Consider the following 20,886-nt stretch of genomic DNA (forward strand, 5'->3'; position numbering starts at 1 on the left):
CCGCGCCGCTCGGCTGGTTTGGCGAATGGGCGCGGCAAAGAGTGTCGGTGATCGGTTGCAGCCCGGCGACTTAGGCGGCAACGACACAGGCAAGAAGGTCGGCCATGGTGTGCGAGTCGTGTTGCCGGGGTTGGTCAGGTTGGTTTTGGTGAGGATTGGTAGTGGCCGGTGTCGGTGGCGACGATGTCGGTTACGGGGGTGTGGGGGCGGCCGCAGCGGCGGTCGCAGCCGGACCAGTGTTGGCGGCCGGCGACGGTGACTTCGGTTGCGTCGAGTAGTGGGATGTCTTGGGGCGCGGGGGGATTCGGATCGGGGGGGAGGACCCGGCCGGATTCGACAGCGGCGGTTACGTCGGCGCGGACGTCGGTGCGGGACTTCGCACAACCTGGGCGGCCTGCGCAGGCGCTGACCTGGAGCCAGGGGGAGTTGGCGTCGAAGATGAGTTCCATCGGGGCGAGTACGCGGACGACCTGTTCGGCGGTCCATTCGTCCAGGTCGGGGAGGACGAGGCTGCGCCAGGGAGTGATGAAGACAGGTCGTTCGACGGCGGCGATGAATTCGGCGGTGCGGGCGGGCAGGGAGCCGAGGCGGACACCGGCGCCCAGTGCGACCAGGCCGTTGTCCTGATCCAGCCAGCCGATCGGAATATCCTGGGCCGCACTGAGTTCCACGCGATCGCTGCCACGGCTGAGGCCGAGTAGTTCGGCGACCCGATCGGCCCCGTCCTCGATGTCGTGCAGCCGCCAGCGACCCGCGTCGTCACCGCGCAGGTCGAGGAATCCGTGCGCGGCCGCGAGCATGACATCCACCGCGTCGGCCGCCGAGATCCGGATACCGGAATCATGCCCGGCGAGGATCAGCGCGAATTCGTCTGTCCCCGTGGCATGTACGCCGATATCGCCGCCGAGACCGCTGATATCCCCGCGCCCGTCGTCCAGCGTGAACAGCACCCGCCCGGGTAACTCGGCCAAGCGGGGCGCGGCCAGCAGCCCGGCATCGAGCACCGGGACGAGCCCGTGCACGTCCGCCGAACCACCGATCCGTCCGGACAACGGCGAAGCGACAATATTGCGCACCCGCTCATGCGTATGACTCGGCAGCAACCCCACCGCCTCGAGCCGCCCCGTCAGCTCACCCGCGTCCCGCACCTGCCGCAACTGCACATTCCCGCGCGACGTCAGCTCGATATTCCCGTCCCCGAGCTCGCGCGCCGCCTCCGCCAGCGCCACCAACTGCTCCGGCTCCACCCGCCCGCCCGGCACCCTTATCCGCGCCAGCGGCCCATCCGCCGCCGCATGCAGCCGCAGCACGCCGGGACAAGAATCCGGAACCTGTCGAGTCATAGTCCAACCAGGGTACGTACCCCGCCTCCCACCCATCCATCGAGCACTCGCCCGACCCGGCAACCAGAAACAGTGCTGCACGAACCCGACCGCCGACCGGCAGCGGACCGCCAATCAGCGCCGCTCGTGACGCGCTCAACACCGGAGCCGTTTGGGCCCGCGCTTACGCGTCAGCGCGGCGACTCGATGTGCGGAAATAAGGGGGTGTGAGGGTTCACCATGATCGCTAATGTGCGACGTGTGTCTGAAATCTCTACCCTGACGGATCGGCTCGCGATCGTCGACGTGATCACCCGGATGTTCGTCTACACCGATCAAGGTCGCTGGCCGGATCTGGTCGACGCCGTTTTCACGGCGAAGGTCGACTTCGACGGTGGGTTCGGCGGGCCGGTCGGCGAACGCGACGCCACCGACATCGTCGAGGACTGGAAGGTCGGGCTCGGTGACCTGGACGGGGTCCATCATCAGTCCGGAAACCACCTGATCGACCTGGCCGGCGACACGGCCACCGTGCACGCGGACGCGATCGCCGTGCACGTCAAGAACTCCGCGACCAACGGCAAGACCCGCACGTTCGTCGGCAGCTACGACATCGGCGCCGAACGAACCCCGAATGGCTGGCGGGTCAACAAGTTCCACTACCACCTCAAGGTCATCGACGGAAACGCCGACCTGACCTGATCCGCCCGAGCCGCGTCGGTGCCGATCGGTTCAGCCGTCAGCGCTCGCCGGTCACGCCCGCCGACGCCGGTTCCGGCACCGGACTGGAATCCGCCCCGGTCCGGTGCCGCCCAGGCGCCCAAATCCCAACGAGCACAGCCGCGCCGAACGCCAGGTAACCGAGCGCGAGGCAGGACTGCTGCGCACCGTGAACGAGCGCCCTTTTCACGAATTCGACCAGCGGCTGAGTTTGCGGCCCTACCCGATGCTGCGGTGGAACGTCATTCGGCTGCCGCGGTGCCGGTGCCGCCGATCACCAGGCAGACCGCCGGGTGATCGGCGGCCCAGGCGCGGAGCAGAATGTCGGCGACTTGCAGTGCCGCAGCAGGCGAATCTGACATCGGCCCACGCCGCCTCGGGTAACGGAGAGCGCGCGCGATCCGTCCGCGGCAAGAATGCTGCCCGCGCCCGCGATCCCGATTTCCCGGGCGGCATCGACGACTTCCTCGCAGCCCGCGCGGCGACCGCCTGAACCGGACCGCACAGCCCAGCAGGTAGCATCTGCATGCTCGGCGGGCGACGAGGAAACCGGTGGAAATCCGGTGCGGTCGCGCCACTGTAGAAAAGCCAGACCCTCTCCGGCGAGCAGCAACCCCGATGGGCGCGTAACCCGAGGAAGGCCGTCACCTGTGATTCTGCTGCTGTCCACGTCCGACACCGATCTGCTGAGCGCCCGTGCGAGCGGCGCCGACTACCGGTGGGGCAACCCCGCTCGACTGCTCGTGGACGACCTGCCCGCGCTGCTCGACGGCGCCGATCTGGTGATCGTGCGCATCCTCGGCGGCAAGCGCGCCTGGGAGGACGGGCTCGACGCGATCCGGGCCAGCGGCATCCCGATGGTCGCGCTCGGCGGCGAGATCGCGCCGGACGCCGAGCTGATGGAATGCTCGACCGTGCCCGGCGGTGTCGCCGCCGACGCACACAACTACCTGGCCGCCGGTGGCTCGGAAAACCTGCGCCAACTGCACAACTTCCTCTCCGACACGGTCCTGCTGACCGGACATGGCTTCGAGCCGCCGGTGCAGCTGCCGAGCTGGGGTGTGCTGGAACGAGATTCGGCCGAGCCGGTCGCCGATCAGCCCACCGTGGCGGTGATCTACTACCGCGCACAGCATCTCGCCGGGAACACCGGCTACATCGACGCCCTCTGCCGGGCGATCGAAGCCGCGGGCGCCCGCGCCCTGCCGCTGTACTGCGCCTCGCTGCGCACCGCCGAGCCGGAACTGCTTGCGACACTGCGCCAAGCCGACGCCCTGGTGGTGACCGTGCTCGCCGCGGGCGGCACCAAGCCCGCCACCGCCTCGGCCGGCGGCGAGGACGAGGCCTGGGACGTCGGCGCGCTCGCCGACCTGGATGTGCCCATCCTGCAAGGCCTCTGCCTGACCAGCGGCCGCGCCCAGTGGGCCGCCAACGACGACGGGTTGTCCCCGCTCGACGTCGCCACCCAGGTCGCCGTCCCCGAGTTCGACGGCCGGATCATCACGGTTCCGTTCTCCTTCAAGGAGTTCGACGCCGACGGCCTGTCCACCTACGTCCCGGATGCCGAGCGCGCGGCCAGGGTGGCCGGCATCGCCACGCGCTACGCCCGGTTGCGCCACATCCCCGCCGACCGCAAGCGCGTGGTGCTGATGCTGTCGGCCTACCCGACCAAGCATGCCCGCATCGGCAACGCCGTCGGCCTCGACACTCCCGCCAGCGCGATCCGCCTGCTCACCGAAATGCGCGCCGCCGGTTACGACCTCGGCGCGCCGGGCGAGATCCCCGGCCTGGACGAGCAGGACGGGGATGCGCTCATCCACGCGCTCATCGCCGCCGGTGGCCAGGATCCGGACTGGCTGACCGCGGAACAGTTGGAGGGCAACCCGATTCGGATCAGCGCGGCGGCCTACACCGCGTGGTTCGACACGCTGCCCGAGGACCTGCGCGAGGCCATCGTCGAGTCCTGGGGTCCGCCGCCCGGCGAGCTCTACGTGGACCGCTCCGCCGATCCGAAAGGCGAGATCGTCATCGCCGCATTGCGTTTCGGCAATGTGGTGCTGATGGTGCAGCCGCCCCGCGGATTCGGCGAGAACCCGGTCGCGATCTACCACGATCCCGATCTGCCGCCCAGCCACCACTACCTGGCCGCCTATCGATGGCTCTCGGCGCCGGCCGACGGCGGGGCGGGTGAGCCCGCGGGTTTCGGCGCCGACGCGATGGTGCACCTCGGCAAGCACGGCAACCTGGAGTGGCTGCCGGGCAAGACGCTCGGCATGTCCGCCTCCTGCGGCACCGACGCCGCCCTCGGCGACCTGCCGCTGATCTACCCGTTCCTGGTCAACGATCCGGGCGAGGGCACCCAGGCCAAGCGCCGCGCGCACGCCACCCTGGTCGATCACCTGATCCCGCCGATGGCCCGTGCCGAAAGTTACGGCGACATCTCGCGTTTGGAGCAGCTGCTCGACGAGCACGCCAACATCTCCACCCTCGACCCGGCCAAGCTGCCCGCCATCCGTCAGCAGATCTGGACGTTGATGCGCGCGGCCAAGATGGACCACGACCTCGGTCTCGCCGAACGCCCGGACGAGGACGTGTTCGACGACATGCTGCTGCACGTCGACGGCTGGCTGTGCGAGATCAAGGACGTGCAGATCCGCGACGGCCTGCACATCCTCGGCCAGGCGCCGGTCGGGGAGAGCGAGGTCGACCTGGTGCTGGCCATGCTGCGCGCCCGTCAGCTGTGGGGCGGCGAGCGCAACGTGCCCGGCCTGCGCGAAGCGCTGGGGCTGGACGAGTCCGGCACCGAGGTCCGCGGCCGAGTCGACGTCGTCGAGAGCCAGGCGCGCGGACTCGTTGCCGCCCTTCAAGCGGCCGATTGGTCGGTGGACGCGGTGGACCGGCTCGTCGACGAGTTCGCGGACTCCCTCCGCGCCGCCACGACGGGCTCGCCCGCCGCACCTTCGACCGCCGCCACGAACGCAGTCGCGGACGCCGCGACGCACGCTGTCGCGCACGCCGCCGCGCCTGCTGCCACGGACGCCGTCGCGCCTGCTGCCACGGACGCCGCCGCGCCTGCTGTCGCACACGCTGACACGCCCGCAGCGCTGGCCGCCGATCCCAAGCTCGCCGCGGTGCGCGCGGTACTCCGTTTCGCCGCAACCGAAGTCGTCCCTCGCCTCCGCCAGACCACTGTCGAGGTCGACCGGGTCCTGCACGCGCTCAACGGCGGCTTCATCCCCGCGGGCCCCAGCGGCTCGCCGCTGCGCGGACTGATCAACGTCCTGCCGACCGGCCGCAACTTCTACTCCGTCGACCCGAAGGCCGTTCCCTCGCGCCTGGCCTGGGAAACCGGTCAGGCGATGGCGGATTCGCTGCTGGAGCGTTATCTGGCCGATCACGGCGAGTACCCGCGCTCGGTGGGTCTGTCGGTGTGGGGCACCTCGGCGATGCGCACCTCCGGCGACGACATCGCCGAAGTCCTTGCGCTGCTGGGGGTCCGGCCGGTGTGGGACGAGGCGAGCCGCCGGGTCACCACCCTGGAGCTGATCTCGCTCGACGAATTGGACCGTCCGCGCATCGATGTCACGGTGCGCATCAGCGGCTTCTTCCGCGACGCGTTCCCGCACGTGCTCGCCCTGCTCGACGACGCGGTGCGGATGGTCGCCGAGCTGGACGAGCCCGCCGAATCGAATTACGTTCGCGCGCATGCCGAAGCGGACCGGGCCGAGCACGGCGACGCCCGCCGCGCCACCACCCGCATCTTCGGTTCCAAGCCGGGCACCTACGGCGCGGGCCTCTTGCAGCTCATCGATTCGAAGAGCTGGCGCACCGACGACGACCTCGCGCAGGTCTACACCACCTGGGGCGGCTACGCCTATGGGCGCGACCTGGACGGCGCACCCGCCGCCGACGACATGCGCACCGCCTACCGCCGAATCGCGGTGGCGGCCAAGAACACCGACACCCGTGAACACGACATCGCCGACTCCGACGACTACTTCCAGTTCCACGGCGGCATGGTCGCCACCGTGCGCGCGCTCACCGGCAAGAACCCCGAGGCCTACATCGGCGACAGTACCCGCCCGGACGCGGTGCGCACCCGCACGCTGTCCGAGGAGACCTCGCGGGTCTTCCGCGCTCGCGTGGTGAACCCGCGCTGGCTGGAGGCCATGCGCAGGCACGGCTACAAGGGCGCGTTCGAGATGGCGGCGACGGTCGACTATCTGTTCGGCTACGACGCCACCACCAATGTGGTCGCCGACTGGATGTACGAGAAGCTCGCGGAGAGCTACGTTTTCGACGAGGTGAACCGCAAGTTCATGGAGCAGTCCAACCCGTGGGCGCTGCACGGCATTGCCGAGCGGCTGCTGGAGGCCGCCGAGCGGGACCTGTGGGAGCATCCGGAGCAGGCGACGCTGGATCGGTTGCGCCAGGTCTACTTGGAGACCGAAGGGGAATTGGAATAGCCCGAAAATCAACCCCCCAATTATTGGGGAGTTTCGAATTACCTGATCTTGCAAGGCAATTCGATCTGCCGAATTCCCTCGACAACGCTCTTGCCCGGAGCGCATGATCGATGGTGTTCCATGGCCGTTTCCGGAGAAACGCCAATCGAATCGGCTAGATGATTGGAAAGCCTTATGAATATCAGGAAATTTGTGGCAACTGCGGTTCTCACGATTGCCGCCACCGGCGTCGCCGCCGCCACCGCGCACGGGCAGGCCGAAGTGGCCGACGCCGCGTTCACCGGGGTCGATCACGGCGTCGCCTACACGGCGGCGGTCGCGCCCGACCACTCGAGCGCGACGCTCACGCTGGCCTCCGGCAGGTTCGTGCTGACGCCCGATCAGGGCGTCTCCGTGCTGGCGCCGGACGGGGCGGTGGTCGCCACCGTGCCGACCACCGTGCAGTCGGTCTCCGGTCAGCAGGTGCGGGTCGCGCCGGAAGTGAACGCCGCCGCAACCACATTGACGCTGACGCCGGTCGGCGCGGCGAGCCCGGAGCCGGGTGCGCCGCAGTTCATCGGTGATGCGGGTACGACCGTGGCCGGGGTGTTGATCGGCTGCGCGATCGGGTTCTTGATCGGTTTGATCTTCGCCATTATCGGTGCCATCCCCGGCTGCATCATCGGCGGAATCATCGGTGGCATCGCCGGTGCCAACCAGCCCTAGCGGGAAATTACGACAGTGATCGCCCGGCCGCGCTCGGCGTATTTCGCCGGCCCGGCCGGGTTGCACTGTATCGGCGAATTGTGCTGCGCCGGTGTTTCATCGGGAACCGGCCGCCCGGCGGAATCGCTCGGCGGTCGCCAGTAGTTGGTCGGCCAGTTCGGGGGCGTCCAGCACCTCGAACTCGACGTCGGCCAGGGCCAGGTAGTACGTGAGCAGTCGCGGCGAATCCGAACCCACCTGCACCACACAGTGTTCCGGCCCGTCCGGCTCGACCGTCACCGCTGCCGGCAACCGCGCCCGGATCGCATCGGCCGGGGCGGCCATGCGCACCACCGCACGAAAACGCCAGGTAGCCGCGCCCACTCCGCGCTGCACCCGCTCGGCGATCTCCGCCTCCGGCACCTCGCGTGGGGTGAACCGCGGACCGTTCGGCGTCTTCGGCGTGATTCGATCCACCCGGAACGTGCGCCAATCGCCGCGTCCGGGATCCCACGCCGCCAGGTACCAGTGACCGCGCCAGTGCACCAGCCGATGTGGCTCCACATCGCGGCGTGACGGTGTGCCGGAATGGGATTCGTAGTCGAACCGCAATCGCTCGCTCGCCCGGATCGCCCCCGCGACGGCGGTGAGCACGGCGGCGTCCACCGTCGGCTTGCCGACGCCGGGCACGTGCACGGTCGCGGAAGTCAACGCCTGCACCCGATTACGCAGCCGCGACGGCAGCACCTGCTGCAACTTCACCAGCGCCCGCACCGAGGTCTCCTCGATCCCGGTGACCGCGCCGTTGGCCGCGGTGGCCAGCCCGACCGCGACCGCGACGGCCTCGTCGTCATCGAGCAGCAGCGGCGGCAACGCGGAGCCCGCGCCGAGTCGATAACCGCCCGCGACACCGGGAGTGGCGTGCACCGGGTAGCCGAGGGTCCGCAGTCGCTCGATATCGGTGCGCACGGTGCGGGTCGAGACCCCGAGGCGCTCGGCGAGGACCGGCCCGGTCCAGTCACGATGCAGCTGTAGCAGCGACAACAGTCGTAGCAGCCGCGCGGAGGTCTCCAACATGTGTCGATCATGACAGCAATCGCGGAAGGGATTCTTCCGCGATCAGCCGACCACGGCGTTCATGATGGTGCCCGCGCTGGTCGCGACCACCCCGCCGATCATCGCCCCGGCGATCATCTTCGGCGAGTCCAACGGACCGCCCTGCCACTTCTCCCACGCGAATCGGCCACCCGCGTAGGTGATTCCGCAGACCCCGGACAACAGCACCAGCCAGGTGAGGTAGCGAACCATCTGCAAGATCTTGTCCGAGACCGGCGGCGCTTCCGGGGTCGGGTTGCCGATCTGCGCGAGGAGGGCGTCGTGCACAGCGAAGATGACCATGAATACGCTCGCTTCGGGGTCGATGTGGCACCTGCTCGAGCTGCCACTGGCGCGTTGTCTGGGTGATAGCCATGCCTGTACCGGACAGTATGTGCGGCGCCGACGATTCCGTGGAGCGTACGGAAGAACCTGTCTGGAATGTCCGATCAGCGGTGTGTGCGCGAGGATTCGGGCAGCGCCGGCCTGTGCGCGGCGGCATCGGTGAGGTGCGCGAGCACGAACGGAACCGCCACCGTTTCGAATCCCTGCGGCACGTCGAGCACGGGATGCACATTCACCTCGAACACCGCGCCGCCGCGTTCGGGCACCAGATCCACGCCGCCGAACGGTAGCCCGACCGATGCTGTCGCCCGCACCGCGAGCTCGCGGAGGGGCTGGGGGAGTGCGTCGGGCGCGAGCACGGTCGAGATCGCGCCGTACGACTCGTTGCAGGGGACGTCCGGGTCGGTCTGCACGTGTTCGCACACCCGCAACACCCGGTCGCCGAGCACGACGACTCGGTATTGATGGCGCCGGCCGTGCTCGTCGAAGTTGTGCGCGTCGCGGGAGAGCAGCCAGCCGCTGCCGATGCGCCGGTAGTGCTCGCACGCCGCGTGCAGTTGCGCCGCGGTGGTGACGTGGAAGACGTCGTGGCCGCCGTAGCCGACGACCGGCCGGGTCCACACGTTGCGTCCGAGCCGGTCGAAGGCGGCCAGGGTCGGGCGATCGAGGACCAGCGAGTCCGGCTGCGGAATGCCCGCGGCGCGGAAGCATTCGACCGTGTGCCGTTTGTCGGTGGCCTGGCGCCATGCCTGCGCGTCGGTGCCGAGGCAGGGAATGCCGTTGCGGGCCACGTCCGCTTGGAAACGGGTGAACCGACACCGATCCGCCGGCGGAATTTCGTAGACGATGAGCACGGACGGCCGCACATCGACCGCTTCGGCCGGGATCACCAGCCGGCCCCCGGGGCGCAGGGCTCCTTCGCCGCCGTCGTAGAAATGTCGCGCGTCGAGAATCGAGGGCGCGGCGCCGGTGACCAGTTCGACGGCGCGGGCGAGCTGACCCGAACTACCCTCGGTAGAGCTGTGATCGGTCAATACCACGACGTCGCTGGTACTTCGCATCGTGCATCACGTCCTGCGGCAGGGGCGAATCCACTATCGAGACAGTGTCACTCCGCGTCGCTGCGGTGACCACGGCCGATGCCACACCGGCTGATCGTTACCATACCGGACGCCCGGCCCGCCGAAAGCTATTCGGCTGCAACCGAAGTCCAAGGTGCGCGCGGAATCAGGAACGCGCGACCCGGAATCCGACGTCGTCCAGGCGCAGCGTCGGGTGACTGCGCCGGCGCACCGAGGCGCGGCAGCTCCAGTGCTCGTCGAACCAGCCGCCACCGCGCAATACCCGGTAGGAGCCGTAGATTTCGGCGTCGTAGATGTCCCAGCACCAGTCCCAGGTGTTGCCGAGCATGTCGTACAGGCCCCACGCATTGGGGCGCTTGCCGCCGACCTCGTGCATGCGCCCTTCCGAATTGCCGCGGTACCAGGCGATTTCGTCGAGTTCGCCATACCGTGGACCGGTGCTGCCCGCGCGGCACGCGTGCTCCCATTCGGCCTCGGTGGGAAGCCGGTAGCCGTCTGCGGTGTCGTCCCACTCGGCGTTCTCGTCGTCGAGCCGATACGCGGGTGTCAGGCCCTCCTGCGCCGAGAGGGCATTGCAGAACCGCAGGGCGTCCCACCACGAGACGCTGTCGACCGGCAACCGGTCGCCGCGGCCGCTGCCCGGTCGCAGCCCGGTGACCTGGTGGTACTGCTCCTGCGTGACCGGGACCGCGGCCATCCGGAAGGGCGCGACCTCGACCGTCCAACTGCGTTGCGTGCGCCGATCCGAGAGCGTCACCGTTCCCGCCGGGATGGTGACCAGCATGGTCAGGCTCGCGTCTCGGCGACCGGCTCGTCGTGTTCCATGTCGGGCCGCACCGGATCGGGGAACACGAACTTGCGCATCGCCCACCAACGGAAGACGGTGGCCAGCAGCGTGCCGATGATGGTCGCGCTGACGAAGTCGGCGATGTTCTCCACCACCACCGAGACGTGCGGGGTGCGCAGCTGGAAAAGGTAGCTCGACACCGCCAGCGGCAGCTGGTTGATCACCATGCCGATGCTCGCCACCAGGAAGAACAGCGCCGCTTCGTGACGGCGCTCACGTCCGCCGCGCGCGGTGAACGCCCACTCGCGGTTCAGCACGTAGGAGACCACGGTGGCGATCAACACCGCGACCACGTTCGCGGTGACCGGCTTGCCTTCCAGGACAGTCCATTTCAACCCGAAGAAGAGCACCATGGTGGTGACGAAGGCGATCGCTCCGACGGTCAGGAATTTGAGCAACTCCGCGTTCCGCACGAACACGGACAGCATCCGGCGCGGGACGCGAGCGGCGACGATCTGGGCCAAGAACATCGGGCCAGGTTATCCGAGGGCCAACCGGGCAGTAGCGGGCGGACCGTTGCCGGGGCGCGGCTCGGTGGCGAATTCTTCGGGTGCGGCAGGTGACGACAAGCGGAACAGTTTGGGCACGTTTCGCTGACGGCGTTGCTATTTCGTTATCTGCGAACGGTTTTCGGGCGGCGATTCCGGTGCGGGCACGTCGGTGCGCTGTCAGTACAGATGCACGGGCGCGCATGCTCACCGTTCGCGGCTCTGCTCGGTGCGCCGAACGGCCGGAAGTATGAAAGCCTCATGTATCGAGGCCGGGGCCCAGAGGAAATCGCTCGGACACCGGTCGGCACGACCGCAGGGGCCTCAGCGACCGGCTGAGGCCCCCGCAGTGTTTCTCGACACAATTGCGAACTAAATGGCTGGGCCGATCGGCAGGTGCACCAGCGCGGCGCCCACGCCCAACGCCCCGGCGCCGAGCAGGGTACTGACCACGCCCCGGCGCAGGCCGAGTAACCAGCCTGCCGCCAGGGCGAGCACGCCGAACTGCCACCACTGGGTCAGTGCCGCCGCCAGCAGCACAGTTGACCCGCCGATCGCGCCGATCACCGCCGGCCCGGCGCCGTCGAAGAAGGCCTGAACCGTCGCGCTGGATCGCAGGCGCTGAAAATGCGGCGCACCGGCGACCACGAAAAGAAACGAGGGCGTGAACGCGAGCAGCGCCGCCAGCAGTCCACCGGCGATTCCGCCCGCGGCGTAGCCGACGACCGCGACGGTCTGCACCACCGGGCCCGGCGTGATCTGCCCCAGCGCCACCGCATTGAGGAACTGGGCGTTGGTCATCCAGTGATAGTGATTCACCGCGTCGGCTTGCATGAGCGGGATGATCACGAACCCACCGCCGTAGGACAGCGCGCCGACTTTCACCGCCACCCACGCCAGCGCCCCCATGCCGGTCAGGCTCACCGGCGCGAACGCGAGCAGCGCCGGCAACTGCGGAGCCCGCTCGGATCGCGACCGGGTGCAGATTTCGATCGCTCCGCAGCCGATCAGCACCAGCACCAACCACGGACCGAGCACAATCGTTGCCACACCGCCGAATACGAGATAGGCGGTCCAGCGCAGCCGTTGACCAGGCCGGTCGGCGCGGGCTCGGCTGGCCGGGATCAGCCCGAGGGCGGCGTGTGCGGCCACCGCCGCGACCGCCGCTCCCGCTCCGGCCGCCGCGCCGGTCACCCACCGGGGTGGGGTGCCGGACAGGAACAGCGCGGCCAACCCCAGGATCAGCACGAGCCCGGGCACGATGAAGCACAGCGCGCCGACGACCGCCCCGGGCGCGCCGCGCAGTCGCCATGCGCAAAAGATCGCCAACTGCGTGGATGCGGGGCCGGGCAGCAGGTTCGTCGCCGCGATGCCGTCCTCGAATTCCGTTGCGCTGAGCCACTTCCGCTCGGTCACGCACAGCCGGCGCAGCAGCAGGATATGGGTGGGCGGGCCGCCGAATCCGATGCACCCGATTCGGGTCCACTCCCGCGCGATCGTGACCAGCCGCACGCGGGCAGGCCGGTCATCGACCGGGCGATCGGAATCGGTGCTGTTCATCCGATCCTCTCCGCTGATTCCTCAGGCTTCCTCGTTCGCTACGTCGAGGTAGCGCTGCAGGTACAGCGGCCAGCCTGCCTCATTGTCGACGCCGGCGCGAACCGCCTCCCAGCCCTCGCCGTGGCGTTCGATATTGCGGTGCTCGAGGTCGACGCGGGTGCGGTCGGGGCCTTCGGCGGTGAAGGTGACCTCCACCTCGCTGGTCTTGTCCGGATCGGTCTCGATTTCCCAGCGCGCGTTGATATCCCAGCTGAACACCAGGCGATTCGGCGGCTCGTAGGCGAGCACGCGCGCCCAGCGGCACTCGCTGCCGTCCTCGCCGCGGTCGTAGATGTGCCCGCCGACGCGCGGCTCGAACACCGTCTCGGCGATCGGGGCGGAGAGCAGGTTGTGTTCGCGCGGCTTGATCGCGTCGAATCGCTCGACGAACACCGCGAACGCCCGGTCCAACGGTGCGTCGACCACGATCTGCTGATGCACCGGTTCGGCTTGGGTATGAGTCATGACTTCTCCTGAATGTTGCTCGACCACTTGTTGATACGTTGCGAGGGCGCGTCCCCAGAACCGGTCGAGCTGAGCGCGCAGCGCGTTCATTCCGGCCGGGTTCAGGTAATAGATCCGCCGAGTCCCTGCGGCCTGGTCCGCGACCAGCCCCGCGTCCTTGAGCACCTTCAGATGCTGTGACACCGCAGGCCGGCTGATCGGCAACTCGCGCGCGAGTTCACCCACCGCCTGCGGCTTCTCGGCCAGGCGCTCCACGATCGTGCGCCGCATCCGGTCAGCGAGCGCACCCCACTCATCTCCTGCTTGGTAAGTTTCTACGAACCGTAAGTCAACGCTTACCGAAGAATATTGTCAAGACTTCGTGCCTTGTCACGCCCCTGCCCGGTCCCGGAACGTCTCACAGATCGGGCTTTGCCGATTGCTCGGTCGATCACCGCGCCGGGCAGCGCGCTCAATGGGCCGGACGGCGTGTACCAACCCCGGGTGGAGCCGGGTCGACCAGTGCCGGCACTGGACACCATCGCAGCCCTTCTCGGCCGCGATCCCCGGTGGAAGCGGACGGAATCGAATCTCGAAGAATCTCAAAGAAGTGTTTGATTGCGGAAGCAAGTCTTCCGCAATGCCCGGGAGAGTGGTTCGCATGACGAACACAGCGATCCGCCCATTCCGTATAGACATCCCGCAGGCCGAGATCGATGAGCTGCGTGCGCGATTGGCGCATGCTCGGGTGCCGGAGGTGGTGCCGGGGACCGAAAACGATTGGGGGCGTGGGATTGCGCCGGCTTATCTCGCGGAGCTGGCCGAGTATTGGCGTGATGGGTTCGACTGGATGGAACAGGAGGCGAGGCTGAATGCCTATGACCAGTTCACGACCGAAATCGACGGGCAGACAATCCATTTCTTCCATGTGCGGTCGGCGGAGGAGGGGGCGGCGCCGCTGTTGATGACGCACGGGTATCCGGGGTCGGTGGTCGAGTTCCTCGAGTTGATCGGGCCGTTGACGGATCCGGTTGCGTACGGGGGTGATTCGGCGGATGCGTTCCATGTGGTGATTCCCTCGCTGCCGGGGTTCGGGTTCTCCACGCCGCTGGCGTCGGCCGGGTGGGAGTTGGCTCGGACGACGGATGCGTTCGCGGAGTTGATGACTCGGCTGGGGTACGAGAAGTTCGTGGCGCAGGGTGGGGACGTCGGCGCGGGGGTGACGGGGCGGTTGGCGGCGGTGTATCCGGAGCGGGTGATCGCGACGCACGTCAACAGCGATCGAGGCACGCTCGGGTTGGTAGGGGAGCAGCTGCCGATGCCGGACGGGCTGACCGACGAGGAGGTCGCTGCGATCGAAGAGGCGCGGGCGCGGTGGTCGGAACAGAAGGGCTACCTGGTGCTCCAGACGACGCAACCCAACGCGATCGCCGCCGCGTTGACCGACTCGCCGCTCGCTCAGCTGGCGTGGATCGCGGAGAAGTTCCAGGTGTGGACCGACCCGGCGCGGCCGAGCGGTGAAGCGGTGGATCGCGACATCCTGCTGGCGAATATCAGCATCTACTGGTTCACCCGCAGTGGTGCCTCGGCGGCGCAGTTCCTCTGGGAGACAGCCCATTCCGGCATGGACTGGGTGATGCCCTCCGGAGTGCCGCAAGGGTGGGCGGTGTTCAATACGAGTCCGCTCATGCGCCGGGTGATGAACCCGGGCGGGTACATCGAGCATTTCACCGAGTATGCCGAGGGCGGGCACTTCGCGGCGCTGGAGCAGCCTCAGCTGTTCCTCGAGGATGTCCGGGCGTTCTTTCGCGCGCATCGCGGCTGAGTGCGGAGGGTGTTCGGATTACGCGCCGCGGATACGTCGCGGCGCGTAGCCCGGATTTGGGCTCACGGACGGATGTCCGGCCACATCCCCGCGACATACCGTTTTCGCCATGACATGGAATGAGCTGGGCGCGAGCACATTTGTGCTGCTGACGACCTACAAGAAGGACGGCACCGCGGTGGGGACGCCGGTGTGGGTCGCGCCGGACGGCGACCGGATCGTCGTGTGGACCAACCCCACGACCTGGAAGGTCAAGCGCATCCGCCGCAACTCGGACGTGACGCTGCAATCTTCCGATGCCCGGGGTCGCCCCAAGGGCGATGAGGTGTTCGCGGGAACTGCCACGGTCCTCGATGCGGACGGCACGCAGCGAGTGCGCGACCTGGTCTCCCGCAAGTACGGAATCATCGGAACGTCACTCATCAAGCTGCACAAGCTGTTTCGTGGCGCAGACGGTTCCGTCGGCCTCGCCGTCACCCGGCGACTGGAGTCCGGCGAGTAGTGGGTGCGGCTCTCGCCGGGGTCAGGCGGATTGCGCCAGGCCGGCGGCGCGCCAGGTGTCGGCTAGGTCCTGGAGGGGGAGGTCGAGGGTGAGGCTCAGGGCCACGACGGTGCCGAAGGCGGGGGAGGGGAGGCGGCCGGTCTCGATCTTGCGCAGGGTTTCCGGGGAAATGCCTGCCGAGCGGGCGACCTCGACGAGATCGCGGTCGGCGCGGGCTGCGCGCAGGGCGGCGCCGAGGCGGCGGCCGGCGTCGATCTGAGCCGGGGTCAACGGGAGACGGACCATGCGATCAGAGTATTGGCGGTATTTAAATACCGCAAGTGAGCGTGTTGCATGTTGCTACGTAGATATGCGCATCAAACTATGTAGTTGCATCAGCTCGGGTCCCTGCTGGTTCCGTCGGGCTATAACAACCGGCTAGGACGCCAGGGTTGGTATTAAAATACCGAATCCGCTACCTTGGTATTTTAATACCGAGATGGGAGTAGTTGCATGGTAGAGCTGAAGACGCCGGCCGAGATCGAACGAATGCGGGTCACGGGACAGTTCGTGGGTGAGGTACTGGGGGAGTTGCGCGAACTCGCGCGCATCGGGGTGAACCTGCTCGAACTGGAAGCCCATGTGCGAGAACGGATCAAGCAGCGCGGCGCGCAGTCCTGCTACTGGGACTACTCGCCGTCCTTCGGCCGCGGACCTTTCCGCAACACCGTCTGCCTCTCGGTCAACGACGCTGTCCTGCACGGCCTTCCGTTCGACTACGACCTGCGCGACGGTGACGTGCTGACCATGGACCTCGCTGTCGGCATCGACGGCTGGGTCGCCGACGCGGCCACCACCATCGTGGTCGGCGCCGCCGCGGGAGAAGACCTCCGCCTGATCCGCGCTACCGAGGAAGCGCTCGCCGCCGCGATCGAGGTCGCGGTGCCGGGCAACCATATCGGCGACATCTCGGCCGCGATCTCCGCCGTCGCCCGCGACTACGGCTACCCGGTGAACATGGAATTCGGCGGTCACGGGCTGGGCCGCACCATGCACGAGGACCCGCACGTCGCCAACCACGGCCGCCCGGGCCGCGGCTACCGCCTGCGTCCCGGCCTGGCCATCGCCATCGAACCCTGGTTCGCCCGCACCACCGACCGCATCGTCACCGACCCCGACGGGTGGACCCTGCGCTCCGCCGACGGCTCGCGCACCGCCCACTCCGAACACACTGTCGCCATTACCGACGACGGCCCCCAGGTGCTGACCAAGGTGGACTGAGCGCCGTATGTCCGAATAGCCGACACCCGGATACGCTGACCTCATGACGAACACGCTGGGGGCTATCGGCAAGGCCGATTACGTTCTGCTGACCACGTTCCGGAAAGACGGCACCCCCGTCGGCACTCCGGTCTGGGCCGTCGCGGACGCCGACAAACTCTACGTGTGGACCGTCACCGACAGCTGGAAAGTCAAACGCCTGCGCCGCAACCCCGAAGTCACCGTGCAACCCTGCAACGTCACCGGCAAAACCCGCGGCGACGTAGTCGCAGGCACCGCCCGCATTCTCGACCAGCCCGGCACCGACCGAGTCCGCAAACTCCTCATGCGCAAATACTGGCTCATGGGCCCCCTCACCATCCTCGGCAGCAACCTCCGGCGCGGCAAAAAGGGCACCATCGCCATCGAAATCACGCTGACCGCCTGAAGTCTGACGCGAGCGCACCCCCAACCGATCCCTCGGACCGATCCGTGCGAGGGATCGGTCCCCTCGCACATTTGTTTCATCCTCTGCATAGCCCTCGGACACCGCTGGCTATGTAAAGCCGAAACCAGGTCTGCGAAGAACCCTGGCGCTGGACCGCTGCTCGTCGCCCTCGCAAACCTGCTTCATCGTTCGCAGACCCCTCAACCCTTCAACAGGTATGCGAAGGACGAATCAGGTATGCGAAGAAGTCTCGATAACGCAACCACAGCCAGATGACCACGCTGGAACTCGACGCCGCGTGCTCGACGTGCGCCTAAAGCCGGGTACGGCAGGCGACGTGCTCAGCACTACTTCAGTGAAAACCGTTGTAGGTCTTCAGTTTTCTTGTCAGCTCGCGTTGGGACATGCCGGGGGTCTACCTGGCGAGTCAGGTACACCTGCTCCCCGAGATGATCGATAGTGCTGAGCACGTCAGGCGGGGTCCCCGACCTACTCACGCAGTTGGCATGGGCAACGCGGGAGTTCCGGCGTGGTCATCGGGTTGTGGTCCGGTTCAAAGAGGCTTGGGAAAGGAGGGGGAGTCGCGTGGTCGGTTCGGTGATCGCGGTGAGGCGAGTGGTCGTCCACTGCTCGTCGGGCTGAGTCAGGTCCTCTCGCTCATCGAGGTGAGTCAAAGGTCGTGTGCGCCCATCGAGTCGAGTCAAATGGTCGTGCGCCCATCGAGTCGAGTCAAAAGGTCGCTGTTGAAGATCAACTAACGACCATTTGACTCGACTCGATTTCGACTACGTTGCCTGGCTTACCGAGGACATGTGGAAGTCGGGGATGCGCAAGGGGGGCATGGCGGTTCGGGTGAACCAGTCTTTCCATTCGCGGGGGAGGGTGGTTTCGGTGTGGCCTGCTTCGGTGGTGCGGCGGAGCAGGTCGAGAGGGCTTTCGTTGAAGCGGAAGTTGTTGACGGCGGCGGTTACCGCGCCGTTCTCGATGAGGTAGACGCCGTCGCGGGTGAGGCCGGTGAGGAGCAGGCTGGCGGGGTCGACCTCGCGGATGTACCAGAGGGTGGTGAGCAGTAGGCCGCGTTCGGTGCGGGCGATCATGTCGTCGAGGGTGGCGTCGGAGCCGCCGGTGAGCAGCAGGTTGCCGCCGGGAACCGTTGCGGTGGTGTTGAATTCGGCGGCGGTGGCGCGCGGGTAGATCAGCGACTCGATGACGCCTTCGCGCACCCAGTCGACGCGTTCGGCGGACAGTCCGTTGTCGAACACCGACATCGCTTGCGACGATGCGGATGTGGCGACGAACGGACGGTATTCGAGTCCGGGAGCGGTGGGGTCGGAGTACAGCGTCAACGGAATGCCGGTGAGCCGCTCGCCGATTCGGGTGCCGCCGGCCCGGGAGAATGCCGTGTGTCCTTCGTGCGCGCCGCGCCCCTCCATCTCCCAGTGCAGGTAGATCATGAGATCGGCGACGGTCGAAGGCGGCATGAGGGTTTCGTACCTGCCCGCGGGCAGGTCGACCTTCCGTCCGGCCCAATCCAGGCGCCGGGACAATTCGGTGAGCAGCCCGGGCACATCGACGTCGGTGAAGTCGTTGGTGCCGACGCCGACCCACGCGCTGGCGAGATCGCTTCCCTCGCCGCGCTTTCCGTTGATCTCCACCGAACCGGTCGGCTGCACGAACCGCCGCCGAAGTCCCGTCGAGGTACCGAGCCAGGTCGTGTGCACGGTGTGATGCGCGAATCCGTAGAGCCGATCGCCGCCGTCGAATCCGGTGGACAACCCACCGGCGAGATCGGTGAACACCTCGATCCCGGTGGTCCCCGGCGCGTCCGCCCAATCGTCGACGGACGCATCCGGTTCCAGCAACGGCATCGCGTCCCTGGCCGGCTCGGCGGAGCGCGCCGCCTCCTCACTGCGCCGCACCACCGCCTCGATCTCGCCGGGATCGACACTGGTCGACCCGATGGTCCCGACCCGCGCCGAATTCGGCCCGTCCCGGAAGATCGAGACGACGGCCCAATCCCGCGACACCGACGACCCGTTCGTGGTCATCGAGTTCCCGGCCCACCGCAGTGACGCGTCGTACGCGTCGGTGACGATCACCATCGCCTCGTCGGCCCGGGACAGCGCGAGCGCGCGCTCGACGACCTCGCCCGCCGCAATAACGGTCTGCACGGTCACTGTCCCGCCTCCGTCCGCGTGTTGAGAATGTTGATGCCGCGCACCAGAACCGACGGGCACCCGTGACTGACCGCCGCGACCTGCCCGGGTTGCGCCTTGCCGCAGTTGAACGCGCCGCCGAGCTGCCAAGTGGACGGTCCGCCAACGGCTTCCATCGCGCCCCAGAAGTCGGTGGTGGTCGCCTGATACGCCACGTCGCGCAGCTGGCCGTCCAGCTTCCCGTCGCGGATCCGGAAGAACCGCTGCCCGGTGAACTGGAAGTTGTAGCGCTGCATGTCGATCGACCACGACTTGTCGCCGACGATGTAGATCCCGTTGTCCACCCGGGAGATGAGTTCCGCGGTGCTGGTGTCGTTTTCGGGATCGGGCTGCAGCGAGACGTTCGCCATCCGCTGAATCGGCACGTGATGCGCGGAGTCCGCGTACGAGCATCCGTTGGACCGTTCGAGACCGAGCCGCGGCGCGAACACCCGGTCGAGCTGGTAACCGACCAGGATGCCGTCGCGCACCAGGTCCCAGCGCTGCCCGGCGACACCCTCGTCGTCGTAACCGACGCTGGCCAGCCCGTGCTCCTGGGTGCGATCACCGGTCACGTGCATCACCGGTGTGCCGTACTTCAGCGTCCCGAGCTTGTCCGGAGTGGCGAACGAGGTTCCGGCATAGGCGGATTCGTAGCCGATGGCGCGGTCGTACTCGGTGGCGTGGCCGATGGATTCGTGGATGGTCAGCCACAGGTTGGTCGGATCGATCACCAGATCGGTCGGGCCGGGGGTGACAGTCGGCGCCTTGACCTTCTCGGCGAGCCATTCGGGGATCTGCGCGAGTTCGCCCTGCCAGTCCCAGGTTCCGTCGGCCCCGGTGACGAACTCCCACCCGCGACCGACCGGCGGCGCCAGCGTGCGCATGGTCTCGAACACGCCCGCCGAGGAGTCGACCGTGGTCGCCTCGAAGATCGGGTGCAGCCGGACGCGCTGCTGGGTGATCGATGAACCCGCGGTGTCGGCGTAGAAGGTCTGCTCCTTCACCTGCAACACCGACGCGGTGACGTGATCCACCCCGTCGGAGCCGGACAGGCGGCCCGAGTAGTCCTGGAGCAGCGCGACCTTGTCGGCGGTCGGCACGGTGAACGGGTCCAGGTCGTAGGCCGAAACCCAGTGCACGTTGTCGTAGACCGGTTCGTCGGCGAGCCGCACCCGCTCGCGGTTGAGCGCGCGCAAGGTGGTCGCCACCGTCACCGCGCTGTGCGCCACCTCGACCGCGGTCTCCGGCGTCGGCGCGGCGTGCGAGGCGAAGCCCCACGTCCCGTCGACGATCACCCGGACCGCGAAGCCAAGCTCCACGTTGTCGCTGATCGACTCGACCCGCCCGTCGCGCAGCCGGATCGACTGGGTGACCAGCCGATGCACCCGCAGGTCGGCATGTTCGGCGCCTGCCGCCGTCGCCGCGGTCAGCGCGGCGTCGGCGAGCGCGGCCAGTGGGAGGTCGAGGAACTCGGCGTCCACATCCTTCGAAGTCGCGATGCTCACCCGGTCCAAACTAGTCGGTTCCGCCGAGTGTGGTCGCGCCCGCCCGCGTTACACGCCGTGCGAGTTTGCACGGCCTG

18 protein-coding genes and 1 pseudogene are annotated in these 20,886 nt (G+C 67.9%); 7 read left to right on the forward strand and 12 right to left on the reverse strand.

Annotation, left to right across the window (positions count from 1 at the left end; translation table 11 throughout):
• Positions 1-134 precede the first annotated feature (134 nt).
• Complete coding sequence (locus ACFYO1_RS10730) at positions 135-1,343, reverse strand: precorrin-3B synthase (protein WP_387229224.1); 1,209 nt, start codon at positions 1,341-1,343, stop codon at positions 135-137.
• A gap of 240 nt (positions 1,344-1,583) precedes the next feature.
• On the opposite strand from ACFYO1_RS10730, the gene ACFYO1_RS10735 reads away from it, so the two are divergent.
• The 3 genes from ACFYO1_RS10735 (at position 1,584) to ACFYO1_RS10745 (ending at position 7,213) form a co-directional block, all read left to right on the forward strand.
• The gene (locus ACFYO1_RS10735) at positions 1,584-2,024 is read left to right on the forward strand and encodes a nuclear transport factor 2 family protein (RefSeq protein WP_387229226.1); all 441 of its coding nucleotides are present in this window, start codon (positions 1,584-1,586) and stop codon (positions 2,022-2,024) included.
• A 668-nt stretch (positions 2,025-2,692) separates the two neighbouring features.
• Positions 2,693-6,508: a cobaltochelatase subunit CobN gene (gene cobN, locus ACFYO1_RS10740; protein ID WP_387229229.1), complete on the forward strand. Its 3,816-nt coding sequence runs from the start codon at positions 2,693-2,695 to the stop codon at positions 6,506-6,508.
• 192 nt (positions 6,509-6,700) lie between these two features.
• Positions 6,701-7,213, forward strand: a complete 513-nt coding sequence (locus tag ACFYO1_RS10745; RefSeq protein WP_387229232.1) for a hypothetical protein — start codon at positions 6,701-6,703, stop codon at positions 7,211-7,213.
• A 96-nt stretch (positions 7,214-7,309) separates the two neighbouring features.
• On the opposite strand, the gene ACFYO1_RS10750 is transcribed toward ACFYO1_RS10745, so the two are convergent.
• The 8 genes and pseudogenes from ACFYO1_RS10750 to ACFYO1_RS10785 form a co-directional block, all read right to left on the reverse strand.
• Positions 7,310-8,269 (reverse strand): helix-turn-helix transcriptional regulator, encoded by a 960-nt coding sequence (locus ACFYO1_RS10750; protein ID WP_387229234.1) that lies wholly within the window; start codon positions 8,267-8,269, stop codon positions 7,310-7,312.
• Between the two features lie 42 nt (positions 8,270-8,311).
• The gene (locus ACFYO1_RS10755; RefSeq protein WP_150404621.1) at positions 8,312-8,590 is read right to left on the reverse strand and encodes a hypothetical protein; all 279 of its coding nucleotides are present in this window, start codon (positions 8,588-8,590) and stop codon (positions 8,312-8,314) included.
• 146 nt (positions 8,591-8,736) lie between these two features.
• Positions 8,737-9,693 (reverse strand): RimK family alpha-L-glutamate ligase, encoded by a 957-nt coding sequence (locus tag ACFYO1_RS10760; RefSeq protein ID WP_387229236.1) that lies wholly within the window; start codon positions 9,691-9,693, stop codon positions 8,737-8,739.
• 166 nt (positions 9,694-9,859) lie between these two features.
• Positions 9,860-10,495 (reverse strand): formylglycine-generating enzyme family protein, encoded by a 636-nt coding sequence (locus tag ACFYO1_RS10765; protein WP_387231833.1) that lies wholly within the window; start codon positions 10,493-10,495, stop codon positions 9,860-9,862.
• A gap of 5 nt (positions 10,496-10,500) precedes the next feature.
• Positions 10,501-11,031 carry a GtrA family protein gene (locus ACFYO1_RS10770; protein WP_387229239.1) on the reverse strand — a complete coding sequence of 177 codons (531 nt, stop codon included), beginning with the start codon at positions 11,029-11,031 and terminating at the stop codon, positions 10,501-10,503.
• A 390-nt stretch (positions 11,032-11,421) separates the two neighbouring features.
• Positions 11,422-12,609, reverse strand: coding sequence for a chromate efflux transporter (gene chrA, locus ACFYO1_RS10775; RefSeq protein ID WP_387229241.1), 1,188 nt, complete (start codon positions 12,607-12,609; stop codon positions 11,422-11,424).
• A gap of 21 nt (positions 12,610-12,630) precedes the next feature.
• Positions 12,631-13,113 carry an SRPBCC family protein gene (locus ACFYO1_RS10780; RefSeq protein WP_387231835.1) on the reverse strand — a complete coding sequence of 161 codons (483 nt, stop codon included), beginning with the start codon at positions 13,111-13,113 and terminating at the stop codon, positions 12,631-12,633.
• 3 nt (positions 13,114-13,116) lie between these two features.
• Positions 13,117-13,431, reverse strand: a pseudogene (locus ACFYO1_RS10785) (ArsR/SmtB family transcription factor); the annotation flags it as partial.
• A gap of 322 nt (positions 13,432-13,753) precedes the next feature.
• On the opposite strand from ACFYO1_RS10785, the gene ACFYO1_RS10790 reads away from it, so the two are divergent.
• A complete protein-coding gene (locus ACFYO1_RS10790) occupies positions 13,754-14,917 on the forward strand; it encodes an epoxide hydrolase family protein (protein WP_387229244.1) in 1,164 nt (387 codons plus the stop codon).
• 109 nt (positions 14,918-15,026) lie between these two features.
• On the forward strand, positions 15,027-15,419 hold the full coding sequence (locus tag ACFYO1_RS10795) for a PPOX class F420-dependent oxidoreductase (RefSeq protein ID WP_387229246.1): 393 nt from the start codon (positions 15,027-15,029) through the stop codon (positions 15,417-15,419).
• Positions 15,420-15,440: 21 nt separating this feature from the next.
• Here ACFYO1_RS10795 and ACFYO1_RS10800 read toward each other — a convergent pair whose 3' ends face one another.
• Complete coding sequence (locus ACFYO1_RS10800; RefSeq protein ID WP_387229248.1) at positions 15,441-15,704, reverse strand: helix-turn-helix domain-containing protein; 264 nt, start codon at positions 15,702-15,704, stop codon at positions 15,441-15,443.
• Positions 15,705-15,911: 207 nt separating this feature from the next.
• On the opposite strand from ACFYO1_RS10800, the gene map reads away from it, so the two are divergent.
• Positions 15,912-16,679 carry a type I methionyl aminopeptidase gene (gene map / locus ACFYO1_RS10805; protein WP_387229250.1) on the forward strand — a complete coding sequence of 256 codons (768 nt, stop codon included), beginning with the start codon at positions 15,912-15,914 and terminating at the stop codon, positions 16,677-16,679.
• A 43-nt stretch (positions 16,680-16,722) separates the two neighbouring features.
• The gene (locus tag ACFYO1_RS10810; RefSeq protein ID WP_387229252.1) at positions 16,723-17,106 is read left to right on the forward strand and encodes a PPOX class F420-dependent oxidoreductase; all 384 of its coding nucleotides are present in this window, start codon (positions 16,723-16,725) and stop codon (positions 17,104-17,106) included.
• A gap of 785 nt (positions 17,107-17,891) precedes the next feature.
• Here ACFYO1_RS10810 and ACFYO1_RS10815 read toward each other — a convergent pair.
• Together ACFYO1_RS10815 and ACFYO1_RS10820 are read right to left on the reverse strand one after the other, a co-directional pair.
• Positions 17,892-19,283 carry a metallopeptidase TldD-related protein gene (locus tag ACFYO1_RS10815; protein ID WP_387229254.1) on the reverse strand — a complete coding sequence of 464 codons (1,392 nt, stop codon included), beginning with the start codon at positions 19,281-19,283 and terminating at the stop codon, positions 17,892-17,894.
• Positions 19,280-20,809, reverse strand: coding sequence for a TldD/PmbA family protein (locus tag ACFYO1_RS10820; protein WP_387229256.1), 1,530 nt, complete (start codon positions 20,807-20,809; stop codon positions 19,280-19,282). The genes ACFYO1_RS10815 and ACFYO1_RS10820 overlap by 4 nt, the downstream gene beginning before the upstream one ends.
• Between the last annotated feature and the right edge of the window lie 77 nt (positions 20,810-20,886).

It is taken from the genome of Nocardia sp. NPDC006044 (assembly GCF_042871115.1).
In the GTDB taxonomy this organism is placed as follows: domain Bacteria; phylum Actinomycetota; class Actinomycetes; order Mycobacteriales; family Mycobacteriaceae; genus Nocardia.